General features: G+C 74.9%; 25 protein-coding genes and 1 tRNA gene. 9 read left to right on the top strand and 17 right to left on the bottom strand.

All coding sequences use genetic code 11. The annotated features are described in order from the left end of the window. Positions 1–15: 15 nt before the first annotated feature. The 4 genes from ACSU6Z_RS26150 to ACSU6Z_RS26135 form a co-directional block, all read right to left on the bottom strand. Positions 16–762 (bottom strand): cobalt-precorrin-6A reductase, encoded by a 747-nt coding sequence (locus ACSU6Z_RS26150; protein ID WP_437049266.1) that lies wholly within the window; start codon positions 760–762, stop codon positions 16–18. A 65-nt stretch (positions 763–827) separates the two neighbouring features. Then, entirely contained in the window at positions 828–1,601 is a 774-nt protein-coding gene (locus ACSU6Z_RS26145) for a sulfite exporter TauE/SafE family protein (protein WP_437049265.1), read from the bottom strand. Between the two features lie 111 nt (positions 1,602–1,712). Beyond that, positions 1,713–3,224 (bottom strand): long-chain-fatty-acid--CoA ligase, encoded by a 1,512-nt coding sequence (locus tag ACSU6Z_RS26140; protein WP_437049263.1) that lies wholly within the window; start codon positions 3,222–3,224, stop codon positions 1,713–1,715. A 107-nt stretch (positions 3,225–3,331) separates the two neighbouring features. Further along, positions 3,332–4,519 carry a thiolase family protein gene (locus ACSU6Z_RS26135; RefSeq protein ID WP_437049262.1) on the bottom strand — a complete coding sequence of 396 codons (1,188 nt, stop codon included), beginning with the start codon at positions 4,517–4,519 and terminating at the stop codon, positions 3,332–3,334. Positions 4,520–4,699: 180 nt separating this feature from the next. On the opposite strand from ACSU6Z_RS26135, the gene ACSU6Z_RS26130 reads away from it, so the two are divergent. From ACSU6Z_RS26130 to ACSU6Z_RS26105, 6 genes are all read left to right on the top strand, one after another. Then, on the top strand, positions 4,700–5,509 hold the full coding sequence (locus tag ACSU6Z_RS26130; RefSeq protein ID WP_437049260.1) for a lysophospholipase: 810 nt from the start codon (positions 4,700–4,702) through the stop codon (positions 5,507–5,509). 113 nt (positions 5,510–5,622) lie between these two features. Then, complete coding sequence (locus ACSU6Z_RS26125; RefSeq protein WP_437049258.1) at positions 5,623–5,892, top strand: WhiB family transcriptional regulator; 270 nt, start codon at positions 5,623–5,625, stop codon at positions 5,890–5,892. Next, positions 5,889–6,371, top strand: coding sequence for a Dps family protein (locus ACSU6Z_RS26120; protein WP_437049257.1), 483 nt, complete (start codon positions 5,889–5,891; stop codon positions 6,369–6,371). The genes ACSU6Z_RS26125 and ACSU6Z_RS26120 overlap by 4 nt, the downstream gene beginning before the upstream one ends. Before the next feature lie 510 nt (positions 6,372–6,881). Beyond that, positions 6,882–7,694, top strand: coding sequence for an SAM-dependent methyltransferase (locus tag ACSU6Z_RS26115; RefSeq protein WP_437049255.1), 813 nt, complete (start codon positions 6,882–6,884; stop codon positions 7,692–7,694). A 59-nt stretch (positions 7,695–7,753) separates the two neighbouring features. Then, the gene (locus ACSU6Z_RS26110; protein ID WP_437049254.1) at positions 7,754–7,906 is read left to right on the top strand and encodes a hypothetical protein; all 153 of its coding nucleotides are present in this window, start codon (positions 7,754–7,756) and stop codon (positions 7,904–7,906) included. 83 nt (positions 7,907–7,989) lie between these two features. After that, positions 7,990–8,517 carry an NUDIX hydrolase family protein gene (locus ACSU6Z_RS26105; protein WP_437022901.1) on the top strand — a complete coding sequence of 176 codons (528 nt, stop codon included), beginning with the start codon at positions 7,990–7,992 and terminating at the stop codon, positions 8,515–8,517. A 305-nt stretch (positions 8,518–8,822) separates the two neighbouring features. Here ACSU6Z_RS26105 and ACSU6Z_RS26100 read toward each other — a convergent pair. Then, positions 8,823–8,896: transfer RNA gene (locus ACSU6Z_RS26100), tRNA-Pro, on the bottom strand. A 137-nt stretch (positions 8,897–9,033) separates the two neighbouring features. Between ACSU6Z_RS26100 and ACSU6Z_RS26095 the strand changes: the two genes are divergently transcribed. Together ACSU6Z_RS26095 and ACSU6Z_RS26090 are read left to right on the top strand one after the other, a co-directional pair. Beyond that, positions 9,034–9,741: a transketolase gene (locus tag ACSU6Z_RS26095; protein ID WP_437049252.1), complete on the top strand. Its 708-nt coding sequence runs from the start codon at positions 9,034–9,036 to the stop codon at positions 9,739–9,741. Between the two features lie 81 nt (positions 9,742–9,822). Continuing rightward, on the top strand, positions 9,823–10,728 hold the full coding sequence (locus tag ACSU6Z_RS26090; RefSeq protein WP_437049251.1) for a transketolase family protein: 906 nt from the start codon (positions 9,823–9,825) through the stop codon (positions 10,726–10,728). Positions 10,729–10,754: 26 nt separating this feature from the next. Here ACSU6Z_RS26090 and ACSU6Z_RS26085 read toward each other — a convergent pair whose 3' ends face one another. From ACSU6Z_RS26085 to ACSU6Z_RS26030, 12 genes are all read right to left on the bottom strand, one after another. Next, entirely contained in the window at positions 10,755–12,146 is a 1,392-nt protein-coding gene (locus ACSU6Z_RS26085; RefSeq protein ID WP_437049250.1) for an MFS transporter, read from the bottom strand. Between the two features lie 129 nt (positions 12,147–12,275). Further along, entirely contained in the window at positions 12,276–12,635 is a 360-nt protein-coding gene (locus ACSU6Z_RS26080) for an MmcQ/YjbR family DNA-binding protein (protein ID WP_437049248.1), read from the bottom strand. Positions 12,636–12,665: 30 nt separating this feature from the next. After that, positions 12,666–13,196, bottom strand: a complete 531-nt coding sequence (locus tag ACSU6Z_RS26075) for a GNAT family N-acetyltransferase (RefSeq protein ID WP_437049246.1) — start codon at positions 13,194–13,196, stop codon at positions 12,666–12,668. Next, positions 13,193–13,774: a helix-turn-helix domain-containing protein gene (locus ACSU6Z_RS26070; RefSeq protein WP_437049244.1), complete on the bottom strand. Its 582-nt coding sequence runs from the start codon at positions 13,772–13,774 to the stop codon at positions 13,193–13,195. Before ACSU6Z_RS26070 ends, ACSU6Z_RS26075 begins: the two co-directional genes overlap by 4 nt. A gap of 46 nt (positions 13,775–13,820) precedes the next feature. Then, positions 13,821–14,723: a LysR family transcriptional regulator gene (locus tag ACSU6Z_RS26065; RefSeq protein ID WP_437049243.1), complete on the bottom strand. Its 903-nt coding sequence runs from the start codon at positions 14,721–14,723 to the stop codon at positions 13,821–13,823. 45 nt (positions 14,724–14,768) lie between these two features. After that, entirely contained in the window at positions 14,769–15,962 is a 1,194-nt protein-coding gene (locus ACSU6Z_RS26060) for a glycine C-acetyltransferase (RefSeq protein WP_437049241.1), read from the bottom strand. Positions 15,963–15,999: 37 nt separating this feature from the next. Continuing rightward, the gene (gene tdh / locus ACSU6Z_RS26055; RefSeq protein WP_437049239.1) at positions 16,000–17,028 is read right to left on the bottom strand and encodes an L-threonine 3-dehydrogenase; all 1,029 of its coding nucleotides are present in this window, start codon (positions 17,026–17,028) and stop codon (positions 16,000–16,002) included. A gap of 187 nt (positions 17,029–17,215) precedes the next feature. Beyond that, on the bottom strand, positions 17,216–17,791 hold the full coding sequence (locus ACSU6Z_RS26050; RefSeq protein WP_437049237.1) for a GAF domain-containing protein: 576 nt from the start codon (positions 17,789–17,791) through the stop codon (positions 17,216–17,218). Positions 17,792–17,849: 58 nt separating this feature from the next. After that, on the bottom strand, positions 17,850–18,509 hold the full coding sequence (locus tag ACSU6Z_RS26045) for a GTP-binding protein (protein WP_437049236.1): 660 nt from the start codon (positions 18,507–18,509) through the stop codon (positions 17,850–17,852). Beyond that, a complete protein-coding gene (locus tag ACSU6Z_RS26040; protein WP_437049234.1) occupies positions 18,487–18,858 on the bottom strand; it encodes a DUF742 domain-containing protein in 372 nt (123 codons plus the stop codon). Before ACSU6Z_RS26040 ends, ACSU6Z_RS26045 begins: the two co-directional genes overlap by 23 nt. Positions 18,859–18,860: 2 nt before the next feature. Further along, positions 18,861–19,304, bottom strand: coding sequence for a roadblock/LC7 domain-containing protein (locus tag ACSU6Z_RS26035; protein WP_437049232.1), 444 nt, complete (start codon positions 19,302–19,304; stop codon positions 18,861–18,863). A 77-nt stretch (positions 19,305–19,381) separates the two neighbouring features. Then, positions 19,382–21,295, bottom strand: a complete 1,914-nt coding sequence (locus ACSU6Z_RS26030) for an ATP-binding protein (protein WP_437049231.1) — start codon at positions 21,293–21,295, stop codon at positions 19,382–19,384. A gap of 666 nt (positions 21,296–21,961) precedes the next feature. On the opposite strand from ACSU6Z_RS26030, the gene ACSU6Z_RS26025 reads away from it, so the two are divergent. Further along, the gene (locus ACSU6Z_RS26025; protein WP_437049229.1) at positions 21,962–22,567 is read left to right on the top strand and encodes a carboxymuconolactone decarboxylase family protein; all 606 of its coding nucleotides are present in this window, start codon (positions 21,962–21,964) and stop codon (positions 22,565–22,567) included. Positions 22,568–22,609: the final 42 nt, after the last annotated feature.

The following is a 22,609-nucleotide window of genomic DNA, read 5'->3' as shown; positions in this document are numbered from 1 at the left end:
CCGCGCGTGCCTTGGTCACGGCCCGTCCAGGCCGAGCCGCTCCAGGACCCCCGCCACGTCGGGTACGGCCGTCACGCCCTCCGGCAGCGGCGGGCGGCGGACGATCACGACCGGCAGGCCGAGCTCGCGCGCGGCGGTGAGTTTGGCGGCCGTGGCCCCTCCCCCGCTGTCCTTGGTCACCAGGACGTCGATGCGGTGGCCGCGCAGCAGCGCCGACTCGTCGGCCACCGTGAACGGCCCGCGCGCGGACAGCACGTGGACCTGCGGCGGCATCGGCGGCTCGGGGGGCTCCACCGACCGTACGACGAAGTACAGGTCCGCCAGGTGGGCGAAGGCGGCCAGGCCCAGGCGGCCCGTGGTCAGCAGCACCCGGCGGCCGAGGGCGGGCAGGGCCTGCGCGGCGGCGGCCAGGGACGGGACCGGGTGCCAGCGGTCGCCGGGCCCGGGCCGCCAGCCGGGGCGGCGCAGGACGACGGCGGGGACGCCGGTCGCCGCCGCGGCCCGGGCCGCGTTCGCCGTGATCGACGCGGCGAAGGGGTGGGTGGCGTCGACGAGGGCGTCCACGCGCTGCTCGCGCAGCCAGGTGGCCAGGCCGTCCGCTCCGCCGAACCCGCCGACGCGTACCTCTCCGGCGAGGGGACCCGGACGGGTCACGCGTCCCGCGAGGGAGGTGGTGACGCGGACACCGGGGCGGGCCGCCAGGTCGGCGGCCAGGCGACGGGCCTCGGTGGTGCCGCCGAGGATTAGTACGTGGGGGGACATGGCGTCGAGCGTACGGGCGGGCCGGACCGGGGGCGGACGCCGGGTGGGGCGGGCCCCGGACGGGATCAGCGCAGGAGCAGTTGCAGGCCGCCGGCGACCGTCGCGGCGATGACGAGGCGCTCGAAGAGGCGCTGGTCGATCCGGTTCACGGCCCACTTGCCCAGCAGCGCACCGGGCACGACGAACACCACGAGCGCGGCGTCGAGGAGCAGCGAATGCCGGTCGATCAGCCCGAGGCCGGCGCTGAAGGGCAGCTTGGAGACGTTGACGATCAGGAAGAAGAAGGCCGACGTGCCGAGGAAACCGAGCTTGCGGAAGCCCGCGGACAGCAGGTACATCGACATCACCGGACCGCCCGCGTTGGCGACCATGGTGGTGAAGCCGCCGAGGACGCCGTACGAGCGGGCCTTGATCCGGCCCGCCCGGGTGGTGACCGCCTCCGGTTCCCGCCGTGCGTCGGCCGCCCGCCGGCGCCACACCGTCACCGCCGCCATCAGCAGCAGGATCGCCCCGATCGAGGTGCGGACCAGCGCGTCGTCCGCCCACACCAGGAACACCGTGCCGGCGGCGACGCCCGCCGCGACCGCCGGGAACAGCCGCCACAGCGTCGGCCAGTGGGCGTGCCGCCGGTAGGTGAGGACGGCCAGGAGGTCGCCGGCGATCAGCACCGGCAGCAGGACGCCGGTGGAGGCGCGGGCCGGCAGCACCGCGGCGAAGATCGCGAGGCTGACCGTGTTGGCCCCGCTCACGGCGGTCTTGGAGAAGCCGACGAGCAGAGCCGCGAAGGCGAGCGCCGCGAACTCCCAGCCGGTGAGGTGCCAGAGTGTCATCGTGTCCATGCGGAGACCGATGGTATGCCCGGCGGCGGTGCCGGCGGGGACCGTCTCACCGGCCGGCGGCCGGCGGTGTCCCGGCAGGTGGCGGCCGGGGCCCGTCCCGTCCGGTGGCGGCTACCGGGCCCCGTACCGCGCCCGCAGCTCCCGCTTCAGCACCTTCATGCTCGGGCCGAGCGGCAGCGCGTCGGTGAACTCCACCCGGCGCGGGTACTTGTGCCTGCCGAGGTGCCGCCGGGACCACTCGGTGATCTCGGCGGCCCCGGGGGCGGCGTCCGGGGCGGGGACGACGACGGCGCACACCTCCTCGCCGTGCAGGTCGTCGGGCAGGCCGATGACGGCGACCTGCGCGACGCCGGGGTGGCGCATCAGCACCTCCTCGACCTCGCGCGGGTAGATGTTGTAGCCGCCGCGGATGATGACGTCCTTCTTGCGGTCGACGATCCGCAGGAAGCCCTCGTCGTCCTTGGTGCCGAGGTCGCCGGTGCGGAACCAGCCGTCGACGAGCGCCTCGGCGGTGGCCTCGGGGCGGCCCAGGTAGCCGGAGAAGACGTTGTGGCCCCGGACGACGACCTCGCCCAGCTCGCCGGGCGGCAGCAGTTCGACGCGGTCCTCGGCGTCGGCGCGGGCGATCTCCACGTCGACGCCCCACAGCGGGTGGCCGATGGTGCCCGGTTTCGTGCCGAAGACCGGCTGGTTGACGGCCGCCGCCGGGGAGGTCTCCGACAATCCGTACCCCTCGTAGATCCTCGCCCCGAACGCGGCCTCGAACCGTTCCAGCACGGCCACCGGGAGCGAGGCGCCGCCGGAGACGCACACGCGCAGGTCGGGCAGCGCGTCCGCCCCGGCCGCCGCGGCGGCCAGCGCGACGAACATGGTGGGCACCCCGTGGAAGGTGTTGACCTTCTCCCTCACCATCAGCTCGATCGCGCGCGCCGCGTCGAAGCGCGGCAGCAGCACCAGCGTGGCGCCCGCCCGCCAGGTGGAGTTCAGGGAGACGGTCTGGCCGAAGGCGTGGAACAGCGGCAGGGCGCCCAGGGCGATGTCGTCGGGCCGGATGTCGTTGGCGTCGAAGGCGTTGACGGTCGCGTTCATCACCAGGTTGAAGTGGCTGAGCACGGCGCCCTTGGGCACGCCGGTGGTGCCGCTGGTGTAGAAGACGACGGCCGGGTCGTCGGCGTCGCGGGTGACGTACGACGCCGGTGGCTCGGCGTCCGCCGCGAGCTTGCCGAACTCGTCCCCGAGCAGGACGGTCCGTATCCCCGCCGCGCGGGCGGCGGCCGCGCCCGTCTCCGCCTGCGCCGGGTGGCACAGCAGCAGTGTGGCGCCGCTGTCCGTCAGGACGTGCTCGACCTCGGCCCGCGACAGCAGCAGGTGGACCGGTACGACGACCCCGCCCGCCGCGGCGATCGCGTAGTACGCCTGCGGGAACTCGACGGTGTTCGGCGCCATCAGCGCGACGCGGTCCCCCGGCCGCACGCCCAGGCCGATCAGGGCCCCGGCCCGGGCCAGGGCCCGCTGCCACACCTCGGCGAAGGTCAGGCGCAGGTCACCCTCGACGAGCGCCTCCTTGGCGGGACGGCGCCGGGCGTTCTCGGCGAGGACGGCGGCGACGGAAAGGGTTGCCATGGGTGTTGCTCCGTTCCTTGCTGCGGCTCTGCAGGGGAGGGGTGCTGCGCGGGGTGTGCGCCGAAGGGGTGCGCCGGGAGGTGTGGCGCGGTGGGCTGCGAGGCGGGCTAGTGCCTTTCGACGAGCACCGCGCTGCCCTGCCCGACGCCGACGCACATCGTGGCCAGCCCGCGGGCCGCTCCCGTGCGGCGCATGCGGTGGAGCAGGGTGGTGAGGATGCGGGCGCCGGAGCAGCCGAGCGGGTGGCCCAGCGCGATGGCGCCGCCGCTGGGGTTGACCAGGCCGGGGTCGATGCCGAGTTCGTCCACGCAGGCCAGGGCCTGGGCGGCGAACGCCTCGTTGAACTCGGCCTCCTCGACGTCGCCGACGCTCCAGCCCGCCCGTGCCAGGGCCTTGCGGGTGGCGGGCACCGGGCCGATGCCCATGACGTCCGGGTGGACGCCGGCCGAGGCGCCGGCGACGTAGCGGCCCAGGGAGTCGAGGCCCAGCTCCTCCAGGACGTCCTCGCCGACCAGGAGGAGGCCGGCGGCGCCGTCGTTCATCGGGGAGGCGTTGCCCGCCGTGACCGTGCCGCCCTCGCGGAAGACCGGCGCGAGCCGGGCCAGCTTCTGCGCGGAGGTGTCCTCGCGGACGCACTCGTCGCGGTCGACGACCGCGCCGTCCGGCCGCTTCACGGGCAGGAGTTCGTCGTCGAAGTGGCCGTTCCTGCGGGCGTCGGCGGCCAGACGGTGGCTGCGCAGCGCGAACGCGTCCTGGCGTTCGCGGGAGATGCCGTACCGGGCGGCGACCTCCTCGGCGGTCTCCCCCATGGACAGCAGGCCGTGCAGCTCCTTCATCGCCGGGTTGACCAGGCGCCAGCCGAGCCGGGTGTCGGCGGTCTCGACGCGGTGGGGCAGGGCCTCGTCGGGGCGGGGCAGGACGAAGGGGGCGCGGCTCATCGACTCCGAACCGCCCGCGAGCACGATGTCGGCCTCGCCGGCGGCGATGGCGCGGGCGGCGGTGGTGACGGCCTCCAGGCCGGAGGCACACAGCCGGTTCACCGTGGCACCGGGCACGGACTCGGGCAGGCCGGCGAGGAGGGCGGCCATGCGGGCGACGTTGCGGTTGTCCTCGCCCGCCTGGTTGGCGGCGCCCCAGTAGACGTCGTCGATGCGGGCGGGGTCGAGCGCGGGCACGTCGGCGACCAGGCCGCGGATCACGGTGGCGGCGAGGTCGTCGGGCCGTACGCCCGACAGGGCGCCGCGCAGTTTGCCGATCGGGGTGCGGCGGGCGGCCGCGAAGTGGACGGGACGCACGGGGACTCCTGACCGTGGGCGCTCGGCCGCCGGGCGGCGCGCCGCCGCCGTGCGGACCTCGCAAGAGCCTCACTCGGCTCGATCAACTTAATTAGCACTGCTAGTTTTGGACTATAGACCGCCGGGCGGCCCTCTGGGAAGATCCCCCGGAAACCTTCACCGGCGCAGTTGGAGGAGTCCATGGCCGAGGCCCGCGAGCACGTCCTGACCGGAGCCCGGGGGCGGATCACCGCCCGCGAGTGGCCCCGTCCCGATCCGCGCTACGTGGCGCTGCTGGTCCACGGCTACGGCGAGCACATCGGCCGCTACGAGGAGGTGGCCGGTGTCCTCACCGGGCACGGGGCCGCCGTGTTCGGCCCCGATCACACCGGGCACGGCAGGTCGGCGGGCGAGCGGGTGCTGATCGAGGACTTCGAGGACGTCGTCACCGACGTGCACGCCGTCGCGGACCTGGCCCGCGCCGCCCACCCGGGCCTGCCCCTGGTGCTGATCGGCCACTCCATGGGCGGCCTGATCGCCGCCCGTTGCGCCCAGCGCCACCCGGAGCGCCTGACCGCGCTGGTGCTGTCCGGCCCGGTCATCGGCGACTGGGAACTGCCCCGGCGGTTGCTCGCCCTGGACGAGATCCCCGACACCCCGATCAGCCCGGCCGCGCTCTCCCGGGACCCGGCGGTCGGCGCGGCGTACGCGGCCGATCCGCTGGTGTGGCACGGCCCGATGAAGCGGCCGACGCTGGAGTCCTTCATACGGACGCTGGAAGCCGTGTCGAAGGGCGGCGGCGTCGGCCCGCTCCCGCTGTTGTGGCTGCACGGCGACGACGACCGGCTGGTGCCGCTGCCCGGCAGCCGGCCGGGCGTCGAGCGGCTCGCCGACGGGCACCTGACCGCACGGATCTACCCGGGCGCCCGGCACGAGGTGTTCCACGAGACGAACAGGGCCGAGGTGTTCGCGGACCTCACGAGCTTCCTTGACGACGTCCTCGCCCGCTGACGAAACCCGTCGGCGGGACCACCGCCGGAACCCGCCGGCGGGCCCCCGGCGAAGGCCCGCGCACCCGGCGACCACGGTGTTTACCCGCAGGCACCCGGGGCACCCGCGCCGACATGGAGTGGTTGCGCCACGCCGCCTGTGCGGACGAGGACCCCGAGCTGTTCTTCCCCGTGAGCACGGCCGGAGCGTCGCCGCGGGACACCGACGCCGCCAAACGGATCTGTGCCCGCTGCCCGGTGACCGCCGAGTGCCTGGAGTTCGCCCTCGGCAGCGGCCGGACGTCCGGCGTGTGGGGAGGCACCTGCGAGGAGGAACGCGTCGCGCTGCTCCGTACCACTGAAGACACCGTGAGAGACGACGCCGCAAGGAGCACCACCGTATGACTGTCGTGAAGAGCACGATCCCCGAGTCGGCCCGCCAGCCCGTCGGCGAGGCGCTCCAAGGCACGCTCGTGGACCTTCTCGGGCTCTCCCTGATCGCGAAGCAGGTGCACTGGAACGTCGTGGGGCCGCGGTTCCGCTCGATCCACCTGCAGCTCGACGAAGTGGTGTCGGCGACCCGGTCGTTCGCCGACACGGTCGCGGAGCGCTCGGTGGCGCTCGGCCTGCCGGCCGACGGCCGGCCGGAGACCGTCGCGTCGGCGTTCACCCTGCCCGGCCCCAAGGAAGGCTGGGTGCGCGACAGCGATGTCGTCCAGCTGATGGTCGAGGCCCTGGAGGCCGCGATCGGACGCCTGCGCGAGCGCATCGAGGCCACCGAGAAGCCCGACCCGGTCACCCAGGACCTCCTCATCGGCATCACCGCCGAACTGGAGAAGCAGCGCTGGATGTTCGACGCCGAGAACTGGCCCAAGGAGGACTGACGCCCGGCGTCGCTCCCGGCCCGCGCGTACGCCGGACCGAGGGGGCGGCCCGTGGCCGACGCCCCGGACCCGGCACGCCCTGGGAGAACTTCCACCGCGTGGTGGACACGGCCCCGGCGGAGCCCCCGGCCCGCCGCCCGGCCGCGACGCCTCCGAGCGGGCACAGCTGCCCGAGGAGGCCGCCCCCCAGCCGAAGCAAACCCGCAGCCGCCCTACCGGCCCGCCCGCCCGCCGCCCGCATCCACCGCAGAGCCCCGTGGGGCGCGGGACGTCTCGCCCCCGCCCCGGGACCCGGCTCCTGAAACCGGCCGGGGACACCGAACCCGCCGTCCCGGCCGTCGCGCCGGTGCGTGCCGCGGTGGGCGGGGAGGCGGCGCGGGACCGCCCCGGCCGCGCCGGACGATCGTGCCGGGTCCCGGGTGTCCCACCTCCCCGATTCCCGGGACACCCTGATCGCCGCACGGCACAATGGGCGGCGGCGCGGCATCCGGGCGAAGGAGCTGAGACGACGTGAGCGGGAGCCACTCCCCGGCCGGCGAGGCCGCGGGGCCGGACACCGGCGTGGCGCACAACGCGCGCGTGTGGAACTACTGGATCGGCGGCGAGCACCACTACGAGGTCGACCGGCGGGTCGGCGAGCACGTCGCCGGTATGTTCCCGGTGATCCGGGAGGTCGCCCGCGCGGACCGCCTGTTCCTGGGCCGGTCGGTCCGCTTCCTCACCGCCGAGCGGGGCATGCGCCAGTTCCTCGACATCGGCACCGGCCTGCCCACGGCGGACAACACGCACGAGATCGCCCAGCGCGTCGCACCCGGGGCGCGGACCGTGTACGTCGACAACGACCCGATCGTGCTGGCGCACGCCCACGCCCTGCTCGCCGGTACGCGGGAGGGCGTCACGGACTACGTCGACGCCGACGTGCACGAGCCGGACGCCCTCCTCGAACGCGCGGCGCGGACGCTCGACTTCGGCCGCCCCGTCGCGGTGATGATGCTCGGCATCCTCAACTTCGTCCTGGACACCGGCAAGGCCCGTGACATCGTGCGCCGGGTCATGGCCGCCGTACCGTCCGGCAGCTGCCTGGCGCTGACCCATCCCACCCTCGACGCGGAGTTCGGCGGCGCGGGCCAGATACCGGCCATGGAGTTCTGGAACGAGAACGCCACTCCCCCGGTCACCGCCCGCAGCCGCGCGGACATCGCCGCGTTCCTCGAGGGCCTGGAGCCGGTGGAGCCCGGGCTGGTCCCCTGCTCGCAGTGGCGCGCCGGGTCCGGCTCCCCCGCGCCGGTCCCGCAGTTGGGCGCGGTGGCCGTGAAGCCGTGATGCCGTACACCGCCTCCGGGGCGGACGCGGGAGGACGTACGACCACCCTTGCCGGGCCCGTGCCCGGTGGGTGTCCCGGTGGCGTCGAGCGGACCACCGCGCCGCGCATCGCGGGGCGGGCGGGAGGCGACGACGCCCCGCGCGTCCACCGGCTGCCCGGCGGCGCACCCGACGGCGGCGCACCGGACGGCGGCGCACCGGACGACGGCTGATCCGCGTGGGGCGGGTCACAGTTGCCCGGGAGTGCCACTCAGGGAGCGGGACACACTGAAAGTATGATCAAGCGATGTCTGACATGACCGAGACCACGCCCGGCTGGCTGACGACCGACGAACTCGAAGCCGCACGCGCCCGCATGCCGATCCTGTACGTCGAGGCCGTCCCGGTGCGCGTCGACGACAGCGGTGAGGTCACCAGCGTCGGCCTGCTGCTGCGCATCGGGCCGGACGGGACGGTCAGCCGCACGCTGGTCTCCGGCCGGGTGCTGCACCACGAGCGGGTCCGCGACGCCCTCCTGCGCCACCTGGAGAAGGACCTGGGCCCGGTGGCCCTTCCCCGGGTGCCGTCCTCACTGCAGCCCTTCACGGTCGCGGAGTACTTCCCGACCCAGGGCGTCACGCCGTTCCACGACCCCCGGCAGCACGCGGTGTCCCTCGCCTACGTCGTCCCGGTGGCCGGCGACTGCCGTCCCCGGCAGGACGCGCTCGACCTGGTCTGGTTCAGCCCGCAGGAGGCCCTGTCCCCGGCGGTGCAGAGCGAGATGCCGGGCGGCCACGGGGTGCTGCTGAAGCAGGCGCTGGCGCATGTGGGCTGCGTGATCTGAGCCGCGGTCCGCCCCGCGCGGGCGCGACGGCGATGGTCCCGGTCCCGGCATCGCCGGCCCCTCCCGCCGTCACGGTCCCCGGGTCGCGGCGGGCGACGAGGGGATCACCTGGCCGGGCGAGGGGTGGCGGGACCCGCCCTCGTGGAACAGGCGGGTTCGGCGGTGCCCGCGGCTCGCGGAAGGTGCCGCGCCGCGGGACCCGGCGCATCCCGCCGGCCGGGGACACCGGCCCCACCGGTCGCCGAAAGGGTCAGGGCCGGTTCCGGATGTCTCCGGAACCGGCCCTGACCCACGACTCGCACGAGTCGGGACGACAGGATTTGAACCTGCGACCCCTTGACCCCCAGTCAAGTGCGCTACCAAGCTGCGCCACGTCCCGTTGCCCGCCTGACCTGGGGTTTCCCCCGGCCGAACGTGCAGGAAAACCATACCGCACTCGTGCCGGTGATCGCGCACCGCTTTTCGTCCCGGAGCACGCTTGACCTGAAGTTTGGTTGAGGTTGCACGATCGTCGGCATGACGATCACCGAGGAACACGGGCGTACGTACGGGTACGCCGACCTGCCCGAACTGATGTCCCTGATGACCGGCGACGAGAAGCACGGGCCGGCGGCGACGTCCACGCTGGACGTGCTGTGGGTCCTGTACGACCGGGTGCTGCGGGTGAGCCCCCGGCACCGGGACGATCCGGACCGGGACCGGTTCCTGCTGTCGAAGGGGCACGGACCGATGGCGTACTACGCCGTGCTGACGGCCAAGGGGTTCGTGCCCGTGGACTGGCTGCCCGGCTTCGGCTCCTACGACTCCCCGCTCGGCCACCACCCCGACCGCACGCTCGTGCCGGGCGTGGAGATCGGCAGCGGCTCGCTGGGGCACGGCCTGCCGATCGCCGTCGGCACCGCGCTGGGGCTGCGCGCGCAGGGGCGCCACGCGCCGCGGGTGTGGACGCTGATCGGGGACGCCGAACTGGACGAGGGCAGCAACCACGAGGCGATCGCCTTCGCCGGGCCGGCCGGGCTGGAGCGGCTGCACACCGTCGTCGTGGACAACTCCTCCGCCACTCACGCCCTGCCCGGCGGCATCGCGGCCCGCTTCGAGGCGGCGGGCTGGTCCGCGGTCACCGCCGACGGACGCGACCACGAGGCGCTGTACGCCGCCTTCACCGCCCCGCACCCGGGGCGCCCGCACGTGGTCGTGGCCCGGGTGGAGCCGAAACCCGCCTGATCCCCGCCCCGCACCCCCATGCCTCACCCTTCCCGCCGACCGTCCCCCTCCCGCCGTACCCCTCCGGAAAGGCCCTCCGTCATGGACACCATGCGTGACCGATTCGCCCCCGTCGTCTCCCGGCTGCTGGACGAGGACCCGCGTGTGGCCCTGGTCCTCGCCGAGATCGGCACGGCCGGCTTCGCCGAGGCCATGCGCCGGCATCCCCACCGGATCGTCAACGTCGGCATCCGCGAGCAGTTGCTCGTCGGGGCGGCCGCCGGGCTGGCGCTGACCGGGATGCGGCCCGTCGTGCACACCTTCGCCAGTTTCCTCGTCGAGCGGCCCTTCGAACAGGTCAAGCTGGACCTCGGGCACCAGGGCGCGGGTGCGGTGCTGGTGAGCGCCGCCGCGTCCTTCGACTGGCCCGCCGGCGGCTACACCCACATGGCCCCCGGTGACGTGGCCCTGCTCGACACCCTGGACGGCTGGACCGTGCACGTGCCGGGCCACCCCGACGAGGCGGAGACGCTGCTGCGGCACGCGGTCGCCGCCGGGGACGACAAGGTGTACGTGCGGCTGTCCGCGCAGGCGAACGCCGAGGGCCGCGCGGTGGGTGGGGGCGGGTTCCGCACCGTCCGCGAGGGGCGCTCCGGCGTGGTGGTCGCCGTCGGGCCGGTGCTCGACGCCGTGCTCGACGCCACGGCGGGCCTGGACGCGACCGTCCTGTACGCGACGACCGTCCGCCCCTTCGACGGCGCCGCGCTGCGCCGGGCCACGGAGGCGGCGGGGACGGACGTCGTCCTGGTCGAGCCGTATCTGGCGGGCACGTCGACGCGGGAGGCGAACGACGCGCTGTCCGACGTGCCGCACCGGGTGCTGGGGCTGGGCGTCGGACGCCGCGAACTGCGGCGCTACGGGCGCGTCGAGGAGCACGTCGCCGCCCACGGGCTGGACGCGCGGTCGCTGCGGGAGCGGATCGGCGGTTTCCTCACGGCCCGGCGGTGAGGGGCCGGGGCGGGCCGTGGGGCCGGTCAGTCCCTCCCCGGCACCGCCGCGGTGGCCGCCGGTCCGGCCGCGTCGGCGCGGACCAGGCCGCGGATCGCGGGCACCGCGAGCAGGGCGGCGCAGACCACGAGGCTCATCGCCCCGGCGACGAGCAGCACCCGGTCGGCGCCCAGCACGGAGGCGGCCGGGCCGGCGAGGGCCTGGCCGACGGGCATCATCGCCAGGGAACCCGCCACGTCGTAGCCGTGGATGCGGTTGAGGACGTCGACCGGGACCTGCGTCTGGACACTGGTCGCCCACATCACGCTCCAGAAGGACGTCCCGGCGCCGGCGACGGCGGCCCCGGCCGCCATGGCCGGCACGCCGAGGCCGGCGCCGACGGCGGCCGGGAAGGCGGCGAAGCCGAACAGGGCGATCGCGCCGGCCCGGAGCATGCGGCGGGGGCGCAGCCGCAGGGCGGCGAGTCCGCCGACGACGGTGCCGGCGCCCAGGGCGGAGTTGACCAGGCCGTAGGCGCGCGCACCGTGCTCCTGCACCACCTCCGCCGCGACCAGCGGGACGGTCGGCCCCCATGCGGCGATCATGTAGAGGCACCAGACGGCGATGACACCCCACAGCCACGTCCGCGCCCTGAACTCCCGCCAGCCTTCGACCAGATCGGCCCGGAAGGCCTTCACCGCGCCGCCGGCCCGCCCCCCGTGCCCGGTGGCCCGGCCGGCCGGCGCGAGCGGCGGCAGCCGGAGCAGCAGCAGGCACAGCGCGCTCACCGCGTACGTGGCCGCGTGGGCGGCGAGGACGCCGCCGGGTGCGGTGAGGCCGACGAGCACTCCGGCCAGAGCGGGGCCCGCGAGCTGGGCGGCGGACTCGGCGATGCGTACGGCGCCGTTGGCGCCCTGGACGTCGGAGGCGAGCCGGGGCACCGTGCCGGCGACGCCGGGCTGGAACACGGCGCCCGCGGCGCCGTTGACGAGACCGATCGCGCAGATCTCCCAGAGCACGACACGGCCGGAGAGGAAGAGGGCGGCGGCCAGGGCCTGGGTGCCCAGCCGCACCAGGTCGGCGCCGATCATCAGCTTGCGGGTGCCGAAGCGGTCGGCGATGACGCCGCCGAAGACGACGAGCCCGGCGAAGGCCGCGGCCGTAGCGGCCATGGCGAGGCCGACCGCGCCCGCTCCGTACCCGTGCTGGAGCAGACCGGCGGCGAGCGCGACGGGCAGCATGGTGTCACCGAGCCGGGCGACCGCCCGCGCCGCGAAGAACAGCGCGAAGTCCCGCGACCAGACCGGCCGCCGCGCCGCGCCCCGCTCCCCCGCGGCTGCCGCCGGGCCCCCCGCCCCGGCGCCGGGGCGGGCATCGCGGTCCGGCACGGACCCCTGTCCCGGCCCGCCGTGCGCGGGTTGCGACGACGTCCCGGTCATCCTCGCGTGGCTCCTCCCCCCTCGCCGCGGCCCCGCAGGTCCCCGGCCGGCCGGGGCCCCTTCCGGCCCCGGCCGGCCGCTCGTGTCCCCGGATCCTGCCACGGGGCACCGGCGATCCCCGAGGGGTTTTCAGCCGCCGGCCGGCAGGCCCAGCCGGGGGTGGGCGTCGATCAGCCGGGGCGGGGCCGCCTGGCGCCAGGAGTCGGCGAGGACGTCCCGCAGTTCGTCCTCGTCCTCCAAGGCGGCCAGACGGACCCGGATCCAGGCGAACTGGGCCTCGTGGCCGGCGATCCAGAACTTCCCCGGTTCGGCGAGGACCAGTTCGTCGCGCTCCTCCTTGGGGCAGCGCACGGCCATGGAGGTCTCGTCCTCGGGCAGCGTGGCGAACATCTTCCCGGCGACCCGGAACGTGGGCATGTTCCAGGCGGTCTTCTCCGCGGTGTCCGGCAGGGACAGGGCGATACGGCGTACGTCTTCGGCATCCGGCATGGCAGGCACCGTAGCCGCCGCCACCGACATTCAACCGGCGCGGGTGGCCTCGATGTGCTTGTAGTACAGCGTCGTCGGCCGCAGCACGCCGTGCGGGTCGGCGGCGTAGTCGGGGATCACCCCGGCGCGGGTCCACCCGGCGGAGCGGTAGAGGCGCTCGGCGGGGCTGCCGGTCTCGGTGTCCAGGTGCAGGAGGGTGATGCCGCGGGCCCGGGCCGCAGCCTCGGCGGTGGCCAGCAGGCCGCGGCCCAGGCCCCGTCCGCGGACGTCGCGGCGCACCATCAGCTTCACCACTTCGGCGCGGTGCCGGCTGTTGGGCTTGTCGGGCAGGGCGAGGCCGACGGTGCCGGCCGGCCGGTGCCCGTCGTAGGCCACCCACACGGCGAGCCGTCCCGCGGCCACCATGCGGGCGCGCTCCCTCCACCAGGCGACGGCGTCGGCGGTGTCCAGGGGGGCGAGGAAGCCGACCGAGGCGCCGCCGTCCACGGTGTCGACCAGCAGGGCGGCCAGCTCCTGCGCCTCGGCGAGCAGCCGGGTCGCGTCCAGGCGGACCGTCTTCACGGCAGCACCACCGCCAGCGCGTACCGCGTGTCCGCGCTCCCTTCCGGGCACCGGAACCGTGTCGGCCCCCAGACCCGCATCCGCAGGCAGTCGCCCGCGCGCAACCGGTGCGCGGTGTCCTCCGCTGTCACCTCCAGCGTGCCGTCCAGGACCCAGATGTGCTGCTCCAGGCCGGGGACGGGAGGCCGGTCGTAGGCGAGGTCGGCGCCCGCGGCGAGCCGCCCCTCGACGAGTTCGCCGCGCAGCCCGGCGTGCGGCGGGGACACCGACCGGCGGACGAAACCGGAGGCCCGGTCCTCCCACACCGGCTGGTCGGCGGCCCGCACCAGCGGCGACGGCTGCGCCTCGACCTCGCTGAGCAGCCGGGACATGGTCCGCCCGTAGACGGCGCACAGCCGGTTCAGCAGCGAGGCGGTCGGGCTGGTCTGCGCGCGTTCGGCCCGGGACAGGGTCGACCGGCTCACCCCGCTGCGCTCCGCAAGCTCCTCCAGCGACCAGCCTCGTTCGGCCCGCAGCGCGGCCAGCCGGGCACCGAGCCGGACGTCGACGGGATCCGGCGCCTCCACAACGTCTCTCATATGTGGGACGTTATCCCGGACATGAGACGTGGACGTTACGGAACGCTCACGTCCGTGCCGCCTTCGCCAGCGCGTCCAGCACCGGACGGATCAGCGGGTGCCCTTCGGCGCCCCGGCGTACGGCCGCGAAGACCCGGCGGGTGGGGGCCGCCCCGTCGACCGGGCGGACGACCACGCCCGTCAGGTCCATACCGCGCAGCGCGGAGCGCGGGACGAGGGCCACGCCCACGCCCGCCGAGGCGAGGGCGACGACCGCGCGGAAGTCGTCGGAGGAGTGCTCCAGGCGCGGCTGGAAACCGGCGTGCTCGCAGGCGAGGACCACCACGTCGTGGCAGGGATTGCCCGGATAGGGGCCGATCCAGGCGTCCTTGGCCAGCTCCGCGAGCGGCACCTCGGCCGCGTCGGCCAGGCGGTGGCCGACCGGTACGACCGCGTCGAACGGCTCGGCGTAGAGCGGGACGTGGGCCAGCCGCGGGTCGTCGGCGGGCGGGGCCCCGCGGTACTCGACGGCGACGGCCACGTCGACCTGCCGGTCCAGCACCATCGGCAGGCTGGCGTCGCCCTCGGCGTCCTGGACGCGCAGGCGGATGCCGGGCGCCGACCGGGCGAGCCGGGTCGCGGCGGGGGCGACGACCAGGGCGATGCCGGTGGCGAAGGCGGCGACGGTGACCGTGCCCGCCTGGCCCGAGCCGTAGGCGGCCAGCTCGGCCTCGGCGCGTTCCAGCTGGGCGAGGACGGCGTTGGTGTGCCCCAGCAGGATCTCGCCGGCCGGGGTCAGCCGTACGCCCTTGGCGCTGCGCTCGACCAGGCGGTGCCCGGTCTCCTGCTCCAGCGCCGTCAGCTGCTGGGAGACCGCCGACGGGGTGAGGTACAGCGCGGCGGCGGCCGCCGTCACCGTGCGGTGGTCGGCCACCGCACGGAGGATGTGCAGCCGCCGCGCCTCGATCATGGGATCGATTCTCTCAGGTCGCCCGTCCCGCCGGACGCCTCCTGCTCAGGCGCCGAGTTCCGCCCTGGCCGCCACGAAGGCGTCCACCGCGCGGTCGACGTCCTCGGTGGAGTGCGCGGCCGACAGCTGCACGCGGATACGGGCCCGGCCCTGCGGGACGACCGGGTAGGAGAAGCCGATCACGTACACGCCGCGCTCCAGCAGCAGCTCCGCCATCCGGCCCGCCCGTGCCGCGTCGCCGATCATGACCGGCGCGATGGGGTGGTCGCCGGGGAGGATGTCGAAGCCCTCCTCGGTCATCCGGCGGCGGAACAGGGCGGTGTTCCCGGCGAGCCGGACCCGCAGGTCGTCCGCCGACTCCAGCAGGTCGAGCACCTTCAGGGACGCGGCGGCGATCACCGGGGCGAGGGTGTTGGAGAACAGGTACGGCCGGGAGCGCTGGCGCAGCAGGGCGACGATCTCGGCGCGGGCGGCGACGTAACCGCCGGAGGCGCCGCCGAGGGCCTTGCCGAGGGTGCCGGTGACGATGTCGACGCGGTCCATGACGCCGTGCAGTTCGGGGGTGCCGCGCCCGCCGGGGCCGACGAAGCCGACGGCGTGCGAGTCGTCGACCATGACCATGGCGTCGTAGCGGTCGGCGAGGTCGCAGATCTCCCGCAGGGGCGCCACGTAGCCGTCCATGGAGAACACGCCGTCGGTGACGATCAGGCGGCGCCGCGCGTCGGAGGCGTCCTTCAACTGCCGTTCGAGATCGGCCATGTCACGGTTGGCGTAGCGGAAGCGGCGGGCCTTGGACAGGCGGATGCCGTCGATGATCGAGGCGTGGTTGAGGGCGTCGGAGACGACCGCGTCCTCGGGGCCGAGCAGTGTCTCGAAGACGCCGCCGTTGGCGTCGAAGCAGGAGGAGTAGAGGATCGTGTCCTCCTGGCCCAGGAACGCCGACAGCCTGGCCTCCAGCTCCTTGTGGACCTCCTGGGTGCCGCAGATGAAGCGGACGGACGCCATGCCGTAGCCCCAGCGGTCCAGTGCCTCGTGGGCGGCGGCGATCACCTCGGGGTGGTCGGCGAGGCCGAGGTAGTTGTTGGCGCAGAAGTTGAGGACCTCGCCGGGACGGCCGCCCGCGGTGACGCTGACGGTCGCGGACTGGGGGGTGCCGATGACGCGCTCGGGCTTGTGCAGGCCGGCGGCGCGGATCTCGTCGAGGGTGGCGCGCAGGTCGTCGCGCACGGAGTCGAACATGGAGAAGCTCCTAGGAACGCAGGGAAGGACAGGTGGCTCACGCGGTCCAGTCGAGGATGACCTTGCCGCCCTTGCCGCTCGCCGCGTCGGCGAACGCGGCCTCGAAGTCGTGGCAGGCGTACCGCCCGGTGATGACGGGGCCGAGGTCGAGGCCGCCCTCCAGCAGCACCGACATCGCGTACCAGGTCTCGAACATCTCCCGGCCGTAGATGCCCTTGAGAGTGATCATCGAGGTGACGATCCGGGCCCAGTCGACGGGGAACTCCTCCGACGGCAGGCCGAGCATCGCGATCCGGCCGCCGTGCGTCATGTTGGCGATCATGTCGCGCAGCGCCTCGGGGCGGCCGGACATCTCCAGGCCGACGTCGAAGCCCTCGCGCAGGCCCAGTTCGCGCTGCCCGTCGGCGATCGTGTGCTCCGCCACGTTCAGCGCCAGGCTCGCGCCGATCTTGCGGGCCAGTTCCAGCCGTTCCTCGCTGACGTCGGTGACGACGACGTTGCGCGCCCCGGCGTGGCGGGCGACGGCGGCGGCCATCAGGCCGATCGGTCCGGCGCCGGTGATCAGCACGTCCTCGCCGACCAGCGGGAAGGACAGGGCGGTGTGGACGGCGTTGCCGAACGGGTCGAAGATCGCGGCGACGTCGAGGTCGACGGGGACGCGGTGCACCCACACGTTGGACGCGGGCAGGGCGACGTACTCGGCGAACGCCCCGTCCCGGCCGACGCCGAGGCCGACCGTGGCCCGGCACAGGTGGCGGCGTCCGGCCAGGCAGTTGCGGCACTTTCCGCACACCAGGTGGCCCTCGCCGCTGACCCGGTCGCCGACGGCGACGTCGGTCACGTCCCGCCCGGTCCCGACGACCTCGCCGACGAACTCGTGGCCGACGACGAGCGGGGTGCGGACGGTCTGCTGCGCCCAGCCGTCCCAGGCCCGGATGTGCAGGTCGGTGCCGCAGATGCCGGTGCGCAGCACCTTGATGAGGACGTCACCGGGCCCGACGGCGGGCTCCGGGACGTCCGCGAGCCAGAGCCCGGGCTCCGCCTTCTCCTTGACCAGCGCCTTCAACGCTATGGCTCCTGACGGTTGAGATCCCGGCGCCGGGCATGCCGAAGGAGCCCGCGTCCGGGAGAGCAGTGGAATCGCACAGCAATCTGCCCCATCGTGCGGCGCCGGTCCATCGAGGTTTTCTTAAGCGCGGCCGCAGCTCTTCTTCACGCCCTGCCCGGCCGGGCCCCCACGCCGAACGGAGCGGTCACAGCGGCAGCCCGTCGTCCGCGCGCCGCTCCAGTCGTGCCACGAGTTCCGCCGCCGTCGCCTTGATGGTCTCCAGCCCCGCCTTCCCCCAGGGCCTGGGCCGTACGTCGGCGGCGCCGACCGTGCCCAGGACCGTCCCCGTGCTGTCGATGAGCGGGGCGCCGAGGTAGGAGCGGATGCCGAACTCGTCGACGACCGGATTGCCCGCGAACCTCGGGTAGTCGCGGACGTCCTCCAGGACCAGCGCCTTGCGCCGGGCGGCCACGTGGGGGCAGAAGCCGTGCTCGCGGGGGTGCGCACGGCCGGACACCGGGCGGGGGCCGTCGCCGTCGGCGGCGGGCGCGGGGTCCGGGACGTGCAGGCCGGCGAAGAACTGCCCGTCCCCGACGAGGAAGTTGACCATGGCGTAGGGCGCATCGGCGAGCTCGGCGAGCCGGCCCGCGAAGGCGTCGAGCCCCGGCTCCGGGCGCCGGCCCAGGCCCAGCCGGCGCAGCCGCCGCACCCGGGCGGGGGCCTCCCGGTCCTCGGGCGTGAGCAGCAGACGGCCGGGTGGGCGCGGTGGGTCGCAGCTCATCGGCGGGTTCCGGGACGGACGGCGCCCGTGCGGGGGACGCACGTGCCGGGGGTGTACGTCATGGGCGGCTCCGTGACGGTGGATGCGGGAGCGGGGATCGCGGGGACGTGCCGGCCCCCGTCGGCGGAGCCGCCGGCGTGTGGGCGAGGAGGTGGCGCACGAGGGTCAGCAGGGTCTGCACGCCGGAGCTGGAGATGCGGGCGTCGCAGCGCACGAGGGGCACCTCGTTCGGCAGGTCGAGGGCGGTACGGACCTCCTCGGGGTCGTAGCGGTGGGCGCCGTCGAACTCGTTGACGGCGACGATGAAGGCGAGACCGCGCCGCTCGAAGAAGTCGATGGCCGGGAAGCAGTCCTCCAGGCGCCGGGTGTCGGCCAGGACGACCGCGCCGAGCGCGCCCTCGCACAGTTCGTCCCACATGAACCAGAACCGCTCCTGGCCGGGCGTGCCGAACAGGTACAGCACGTGGTCCGGATCGAGGGTGATGCGGCCGAAGTCCATCGCGACGGTCGTCTCGAGTTTGTTCTCGACGCCGTCGAGGTCGTCGGTCGCGGCGCCGGCCGTGGTGAGCAGTTCCTCCGTGCTGAGCGGAGCGATCTCGCTGACCGCGCCGACGAAGGTGGTCTTGCCCACGCCGAATCCGCCCGCCACGAGGATCTTCAGCGCGGTGGGGAACGGGTCGGTGCCGTCGCCGTGGTCAGAGCTGTCGTCGTAGTCCATCGAGCACTGCCTCCAGAAGGGCCCGGTCCGTGGGGTTGTGGTGGAACGCGGGGGGCTTGGTGGTCAGCGCCCCGCAGTCGACGAGGTCCGACAGCAGCACCTTGGTGACCGCCACCGGCAGCCTCAGACGGGCGGCGATCTCGGCGACCGGGACGGGCGCGCGGCACAGGTCGAGCGCCTGCGCGTGCTCCGGGCCGAGGTAACCGAAAGGGGTGGCTCCGGTGGCCATCAGCTGCGACATCAGATCGAGGGCGACGGTGGGCCGGGTGCGGCCGTCGCTGACCGTGAAGGGGCGCACGAGCCGCCCGGCCGCGTCGTCGAGCCAGGGCCCGTCGCCGGCCGCCGTCACGTTCAAGACCTCATCGCCGGGGACGCCGGGGAGCCGGCGGTGTGCTGCCGGGGCGCGGTCGCCAGGTAGGGGCGGACGCTCTTGACGAGCATCGCCATCTCGTAGCCGAGCACGGCCGCGTCGGCCTCGCGTCCGGCGAGCACGGCGAGGCAGGTGCCGGAGCCGGCCGTGGTGACGAACAGCAGCGTCGAGTCGAGCTCGACGACGACCTGCCGTACGTCGCCGCCGTCGCCGAACCGGACGCCGGCGCTGCGGCCGAGGGAGTACAGGCCGCAGGCCAGGGCCGCCATGTGGTCGGCGCTGTCCGGGTCGAGGCCGTGGACGGACTTCACCAGTCCGTCGCACGACAGCAGCACCGCGCTGGTGGTGTGCGGTACGCGCTGCACGAGGCCGCTCATCAGCCAGTCGAGATCGGATACATGGCCGGTGGGCGCATCGCTCGCCATGGGGGATCGACTCCTTGGGGTACGAAGGTCAGCGGGAGCGCTGGGGGCGGGGGTGGGAACCGGGGTGGTCGTCCTGGTCATCCGGCCGGTGCGCTCCCGTCGTGCCGGACGGCGGGGCCGGTTCGGGACACGGGCGTGCCGTGCCCTTCCGGGGTCTTGGGAGGCGCGGGGGCGGGCTCGGGCCTTGTCCCGGTGGCCCGGAGCGCGGGCGCGTGCCGCGCGTCGGGCGGGGCCGGCGGCTCCCGGTGTTCCGTCTCCAGGCGCTGCTGGGCCTCGGCGAGGCCGACTCCGCGCCGGAAGGCGGCCATCAGGCCGGGATCGTGGCCGGCGAGGTGGCCGGTGTCCCGGCGGGGCGCGGGACCGCCGCGCAGTTGCGGGGCGAGGTGCTCCTGGGCGCGGCGGCGGGGCAGCCGGGGCTTGTCGCCGGTGCCGCGCGCGGCGGCGTGGCGCGGTACGAGGGGTGCCGCCGCGTTCTCGGCGAGGGCTCGGCGGTGGTCGGGCCGGAGGCCGGCCGCGGTGCCGGCCGGATTGGGCCGGTCCGGGTGGGCCCCGCGCACGGGCAGCGCAGGGGGGCCGCCGCCGTGCGCCGCCGGTGCCGGGGACCGGGTGCCGTCCTCGTGCCGGGCTCCCGGCACGAAGGGGGGCGCGGCGGGGACGGGCGGGACGGGTTCCGGTCGCCGGACCGGCGGCTGCTGCCCGGGCTGCGGCTGCGGTTCCCTCGCCGCCGGGGCCGTCTGCCGGCCGTCGGCGGGGTCCTGGGCCCGCGCCGGTGCCGCGGAGGCGTCGGGTTCGGCCCCCAGCAGGTCCTGCGGGACGACGACGGCCTGCGTCCCGCCGTAGATGTTGGTCTGCAGACGGACCGTGACGCCGTGCCGCCGGGCCAGCTGGGAGACGACGTACAGTCCGATGCGGCCGTCCGCCAGCAGCCTGGCGACGTCGACCTGGTCGGGGTCGGCGAGCAGGGCGTTCATCCGCTCCCGCTCCTCGGCGGGCATGCCGAGGCCGCGGTCCTCGACCTCGACGGCGAGCCCGGAGGTGACGCGGCCCGCGCGCAGCAGCACCTGGGTGTGCGGGGCGGAGAACACGGTGGCGTTCTCGACGAGTTCGGCGAGCAGGTGGATGACGTCGGCGACGGCGTGGCCGCGCAGGGTGCCGTCGATCGGCGGCACCAGTTTGACCCGCGAGTACTGCTCGACCTCGGCGATGGCCGAGCGCAGCACCTCCGTCGTGCCGACCGGGTTGCTCCACTGGCGCCGGGGGACGGCCCCGCCGAGCACGGCGAGGTTCTCGGCGTGGCGGCGGATGCGGGTGGCCAGGTGGTCGACGTGGAAGAGCCCCTTGAGCAGGTCGGGGTCCTCCATCTCGTTCTCCAGCTCGTCGAGGATGGAGATCTCCCGGTGCACCAGCGACTGCAGGCGCCGGGCGAGGCTGACGAAGACCTCCAGCTTCTGCTCGCTGCCCGTGCGGCTGGAGAGCCGCGCGGCCTGGAGGACGGCGGTGACGGCCCCGTCGTGGGCGCGGGCCAGGTCGGCGGCGAGCAGGTCGAAGTCGTCGGCGCCGTCGCGGGGGTCGCCGGGCTGCCGGCGCGGGGGCGGGTCCTCGCCGCGCCGCAGCGCCTCGACGAGGGCACGCAGTTCGCTCTCCCGGAGCGCGGCGCCGCGGCGCAGGGCGTCGACGCGGTCGCGCACGGACCGGACGGCGCGGCCCGCGGCGACGGCGGCGGCGACGACGGCCGCCAGGGTGACGCAGACGGCTGCGGTGAGGACGGTCCACAGAGTGGGCCCGGGCCGGATCCCGGTGGACCGGACGGTGAACAGCACGGCCGCGCCGGCACCGAGGGCGACCGCGACGGGCGGCAACACGGCCAGACGCAGCAGCCGGGACCGCAGCCGGGTCCCGGGCAGCGCGGGAGCGGTGCGGGCGGCCGGCCGGCCGTGCCGCCCGCCTTCGCGGCGGTCTGCGCGCGCGGCGGGGGCGCGGAGGTGAGACATCGGTGTCCTTGCAACTGGTCCGTCGGGATCGGGTGCTCGCGTGTGATGCGCCACGCGGGCATGCTCCATCGCGGCGTCGGGCGAGGGACCGGGGATCCAGCCGTGTCGCCCGACGGACACCGACAGTAGTCGTCCGTGCGTCACGTGTGGTGGGCAGTTGGCGAAGTCCCCCAAAAAGCGCCCCGCTCCGGTATGACACTTCGTACGACAGGCCGATAAGCCGGTGAAGCACTCGTTCCACAAGGTCGGGAAACGGTCTGACCCGATCAGAAATTGTCACCGCGTGTGACCGGCGGACGGCCGTACCCCGTACGTGAACGAGCTGATGGTCCTCCCCCGCAGCCGCAGTGATCCTCACGGCAGCCGTGCGGCGGGGAGGGACGGACCGGTGGCGGGGTCCGAGCGGCCAAGAGGCCGGCCTCGGCGACCACGGCGCCTCCGGCCGGAGCGGGTCAGGCCCTCATCATGGCCGGTCCCTCCGGCAACGGGTCCAGGCCTCCGCGCCGGCCGCCGCCCTCCCGCAACGGGCCCGGTCCCGGCAGCCGCCTCCTCCCCGCGGCCGGCGCACCGCATGTCACATCCGCGCCCCTCCTCCCGTCGTACCGGTGGGGCGCCCGCACGGCGCGCCCGGCTCGGTTCGGAGCCCCGCACAACAGGAGGTGGCCCATGGCCCGTGTATCCCTCACCCCACCCCGGACGCTGCTCCTGCGCGTCGTGGAGTGGTACTCCAGGCGCACGTACGGCAAGGTCCTCGATCCCGGCAGGGCGCTCGCCCACAACCCGCGCGTGCTCTGGGGCGACCTGCGGTTCGAACAGTCCGTGGCGAAGTGGGACAGGCTCGACGCCGGCCTGAAGGCACTCGCCGTGATGGCGTCCGCGACGTCGATCGGCTGCTCCTGGTGCGTGGACTTCGGCTTCTGGGAGAACACCGAGCGCGGCGTGGACCCGCGCAAACTGCGCGACGTGCCGCTGTGGCGGGACAGCGACGCCTACACGCCGCTGGAACGGGACGTCATGGAGTACGCCGAGGCGATGACGGCGACCCCGCCCGTCGTGACGGACGAGCTGGCGGAACGGCTGCGTGCGCGGCTGGGCGAGCCGGCCTTCGTCGAGCTGACGGCCGTGGCCGCCGTGGAGAACCTGCGCTCGCGCATCAACGCGGCATTCGGTCTGACGAGTCAGGGGTTCAAGGACTCCTGCGATCTGCGCGACCTGCCGCGGGCGGCCGCCGGACGCCCCGAGGAGGGGGCCCGGCGGTCCGGCACCGGCTGAGCGGGCGGAGCGGTCAGGGGCGGAGCGGGCACCACCCGGCAC

It is taken from the genome of Streptomyces sp. enrichment culture, from assembly GCF_964273145.1.
GTDB lineage: Bacteria > Actinomycetota > Actinomycetes > Streptomycetales > Streptomycetaceae > Streptomyces.
Note: the sequence above shows the minus strand (reverse complement) of the source record. Positions and strands in the feature narration are given on the sequence as shown.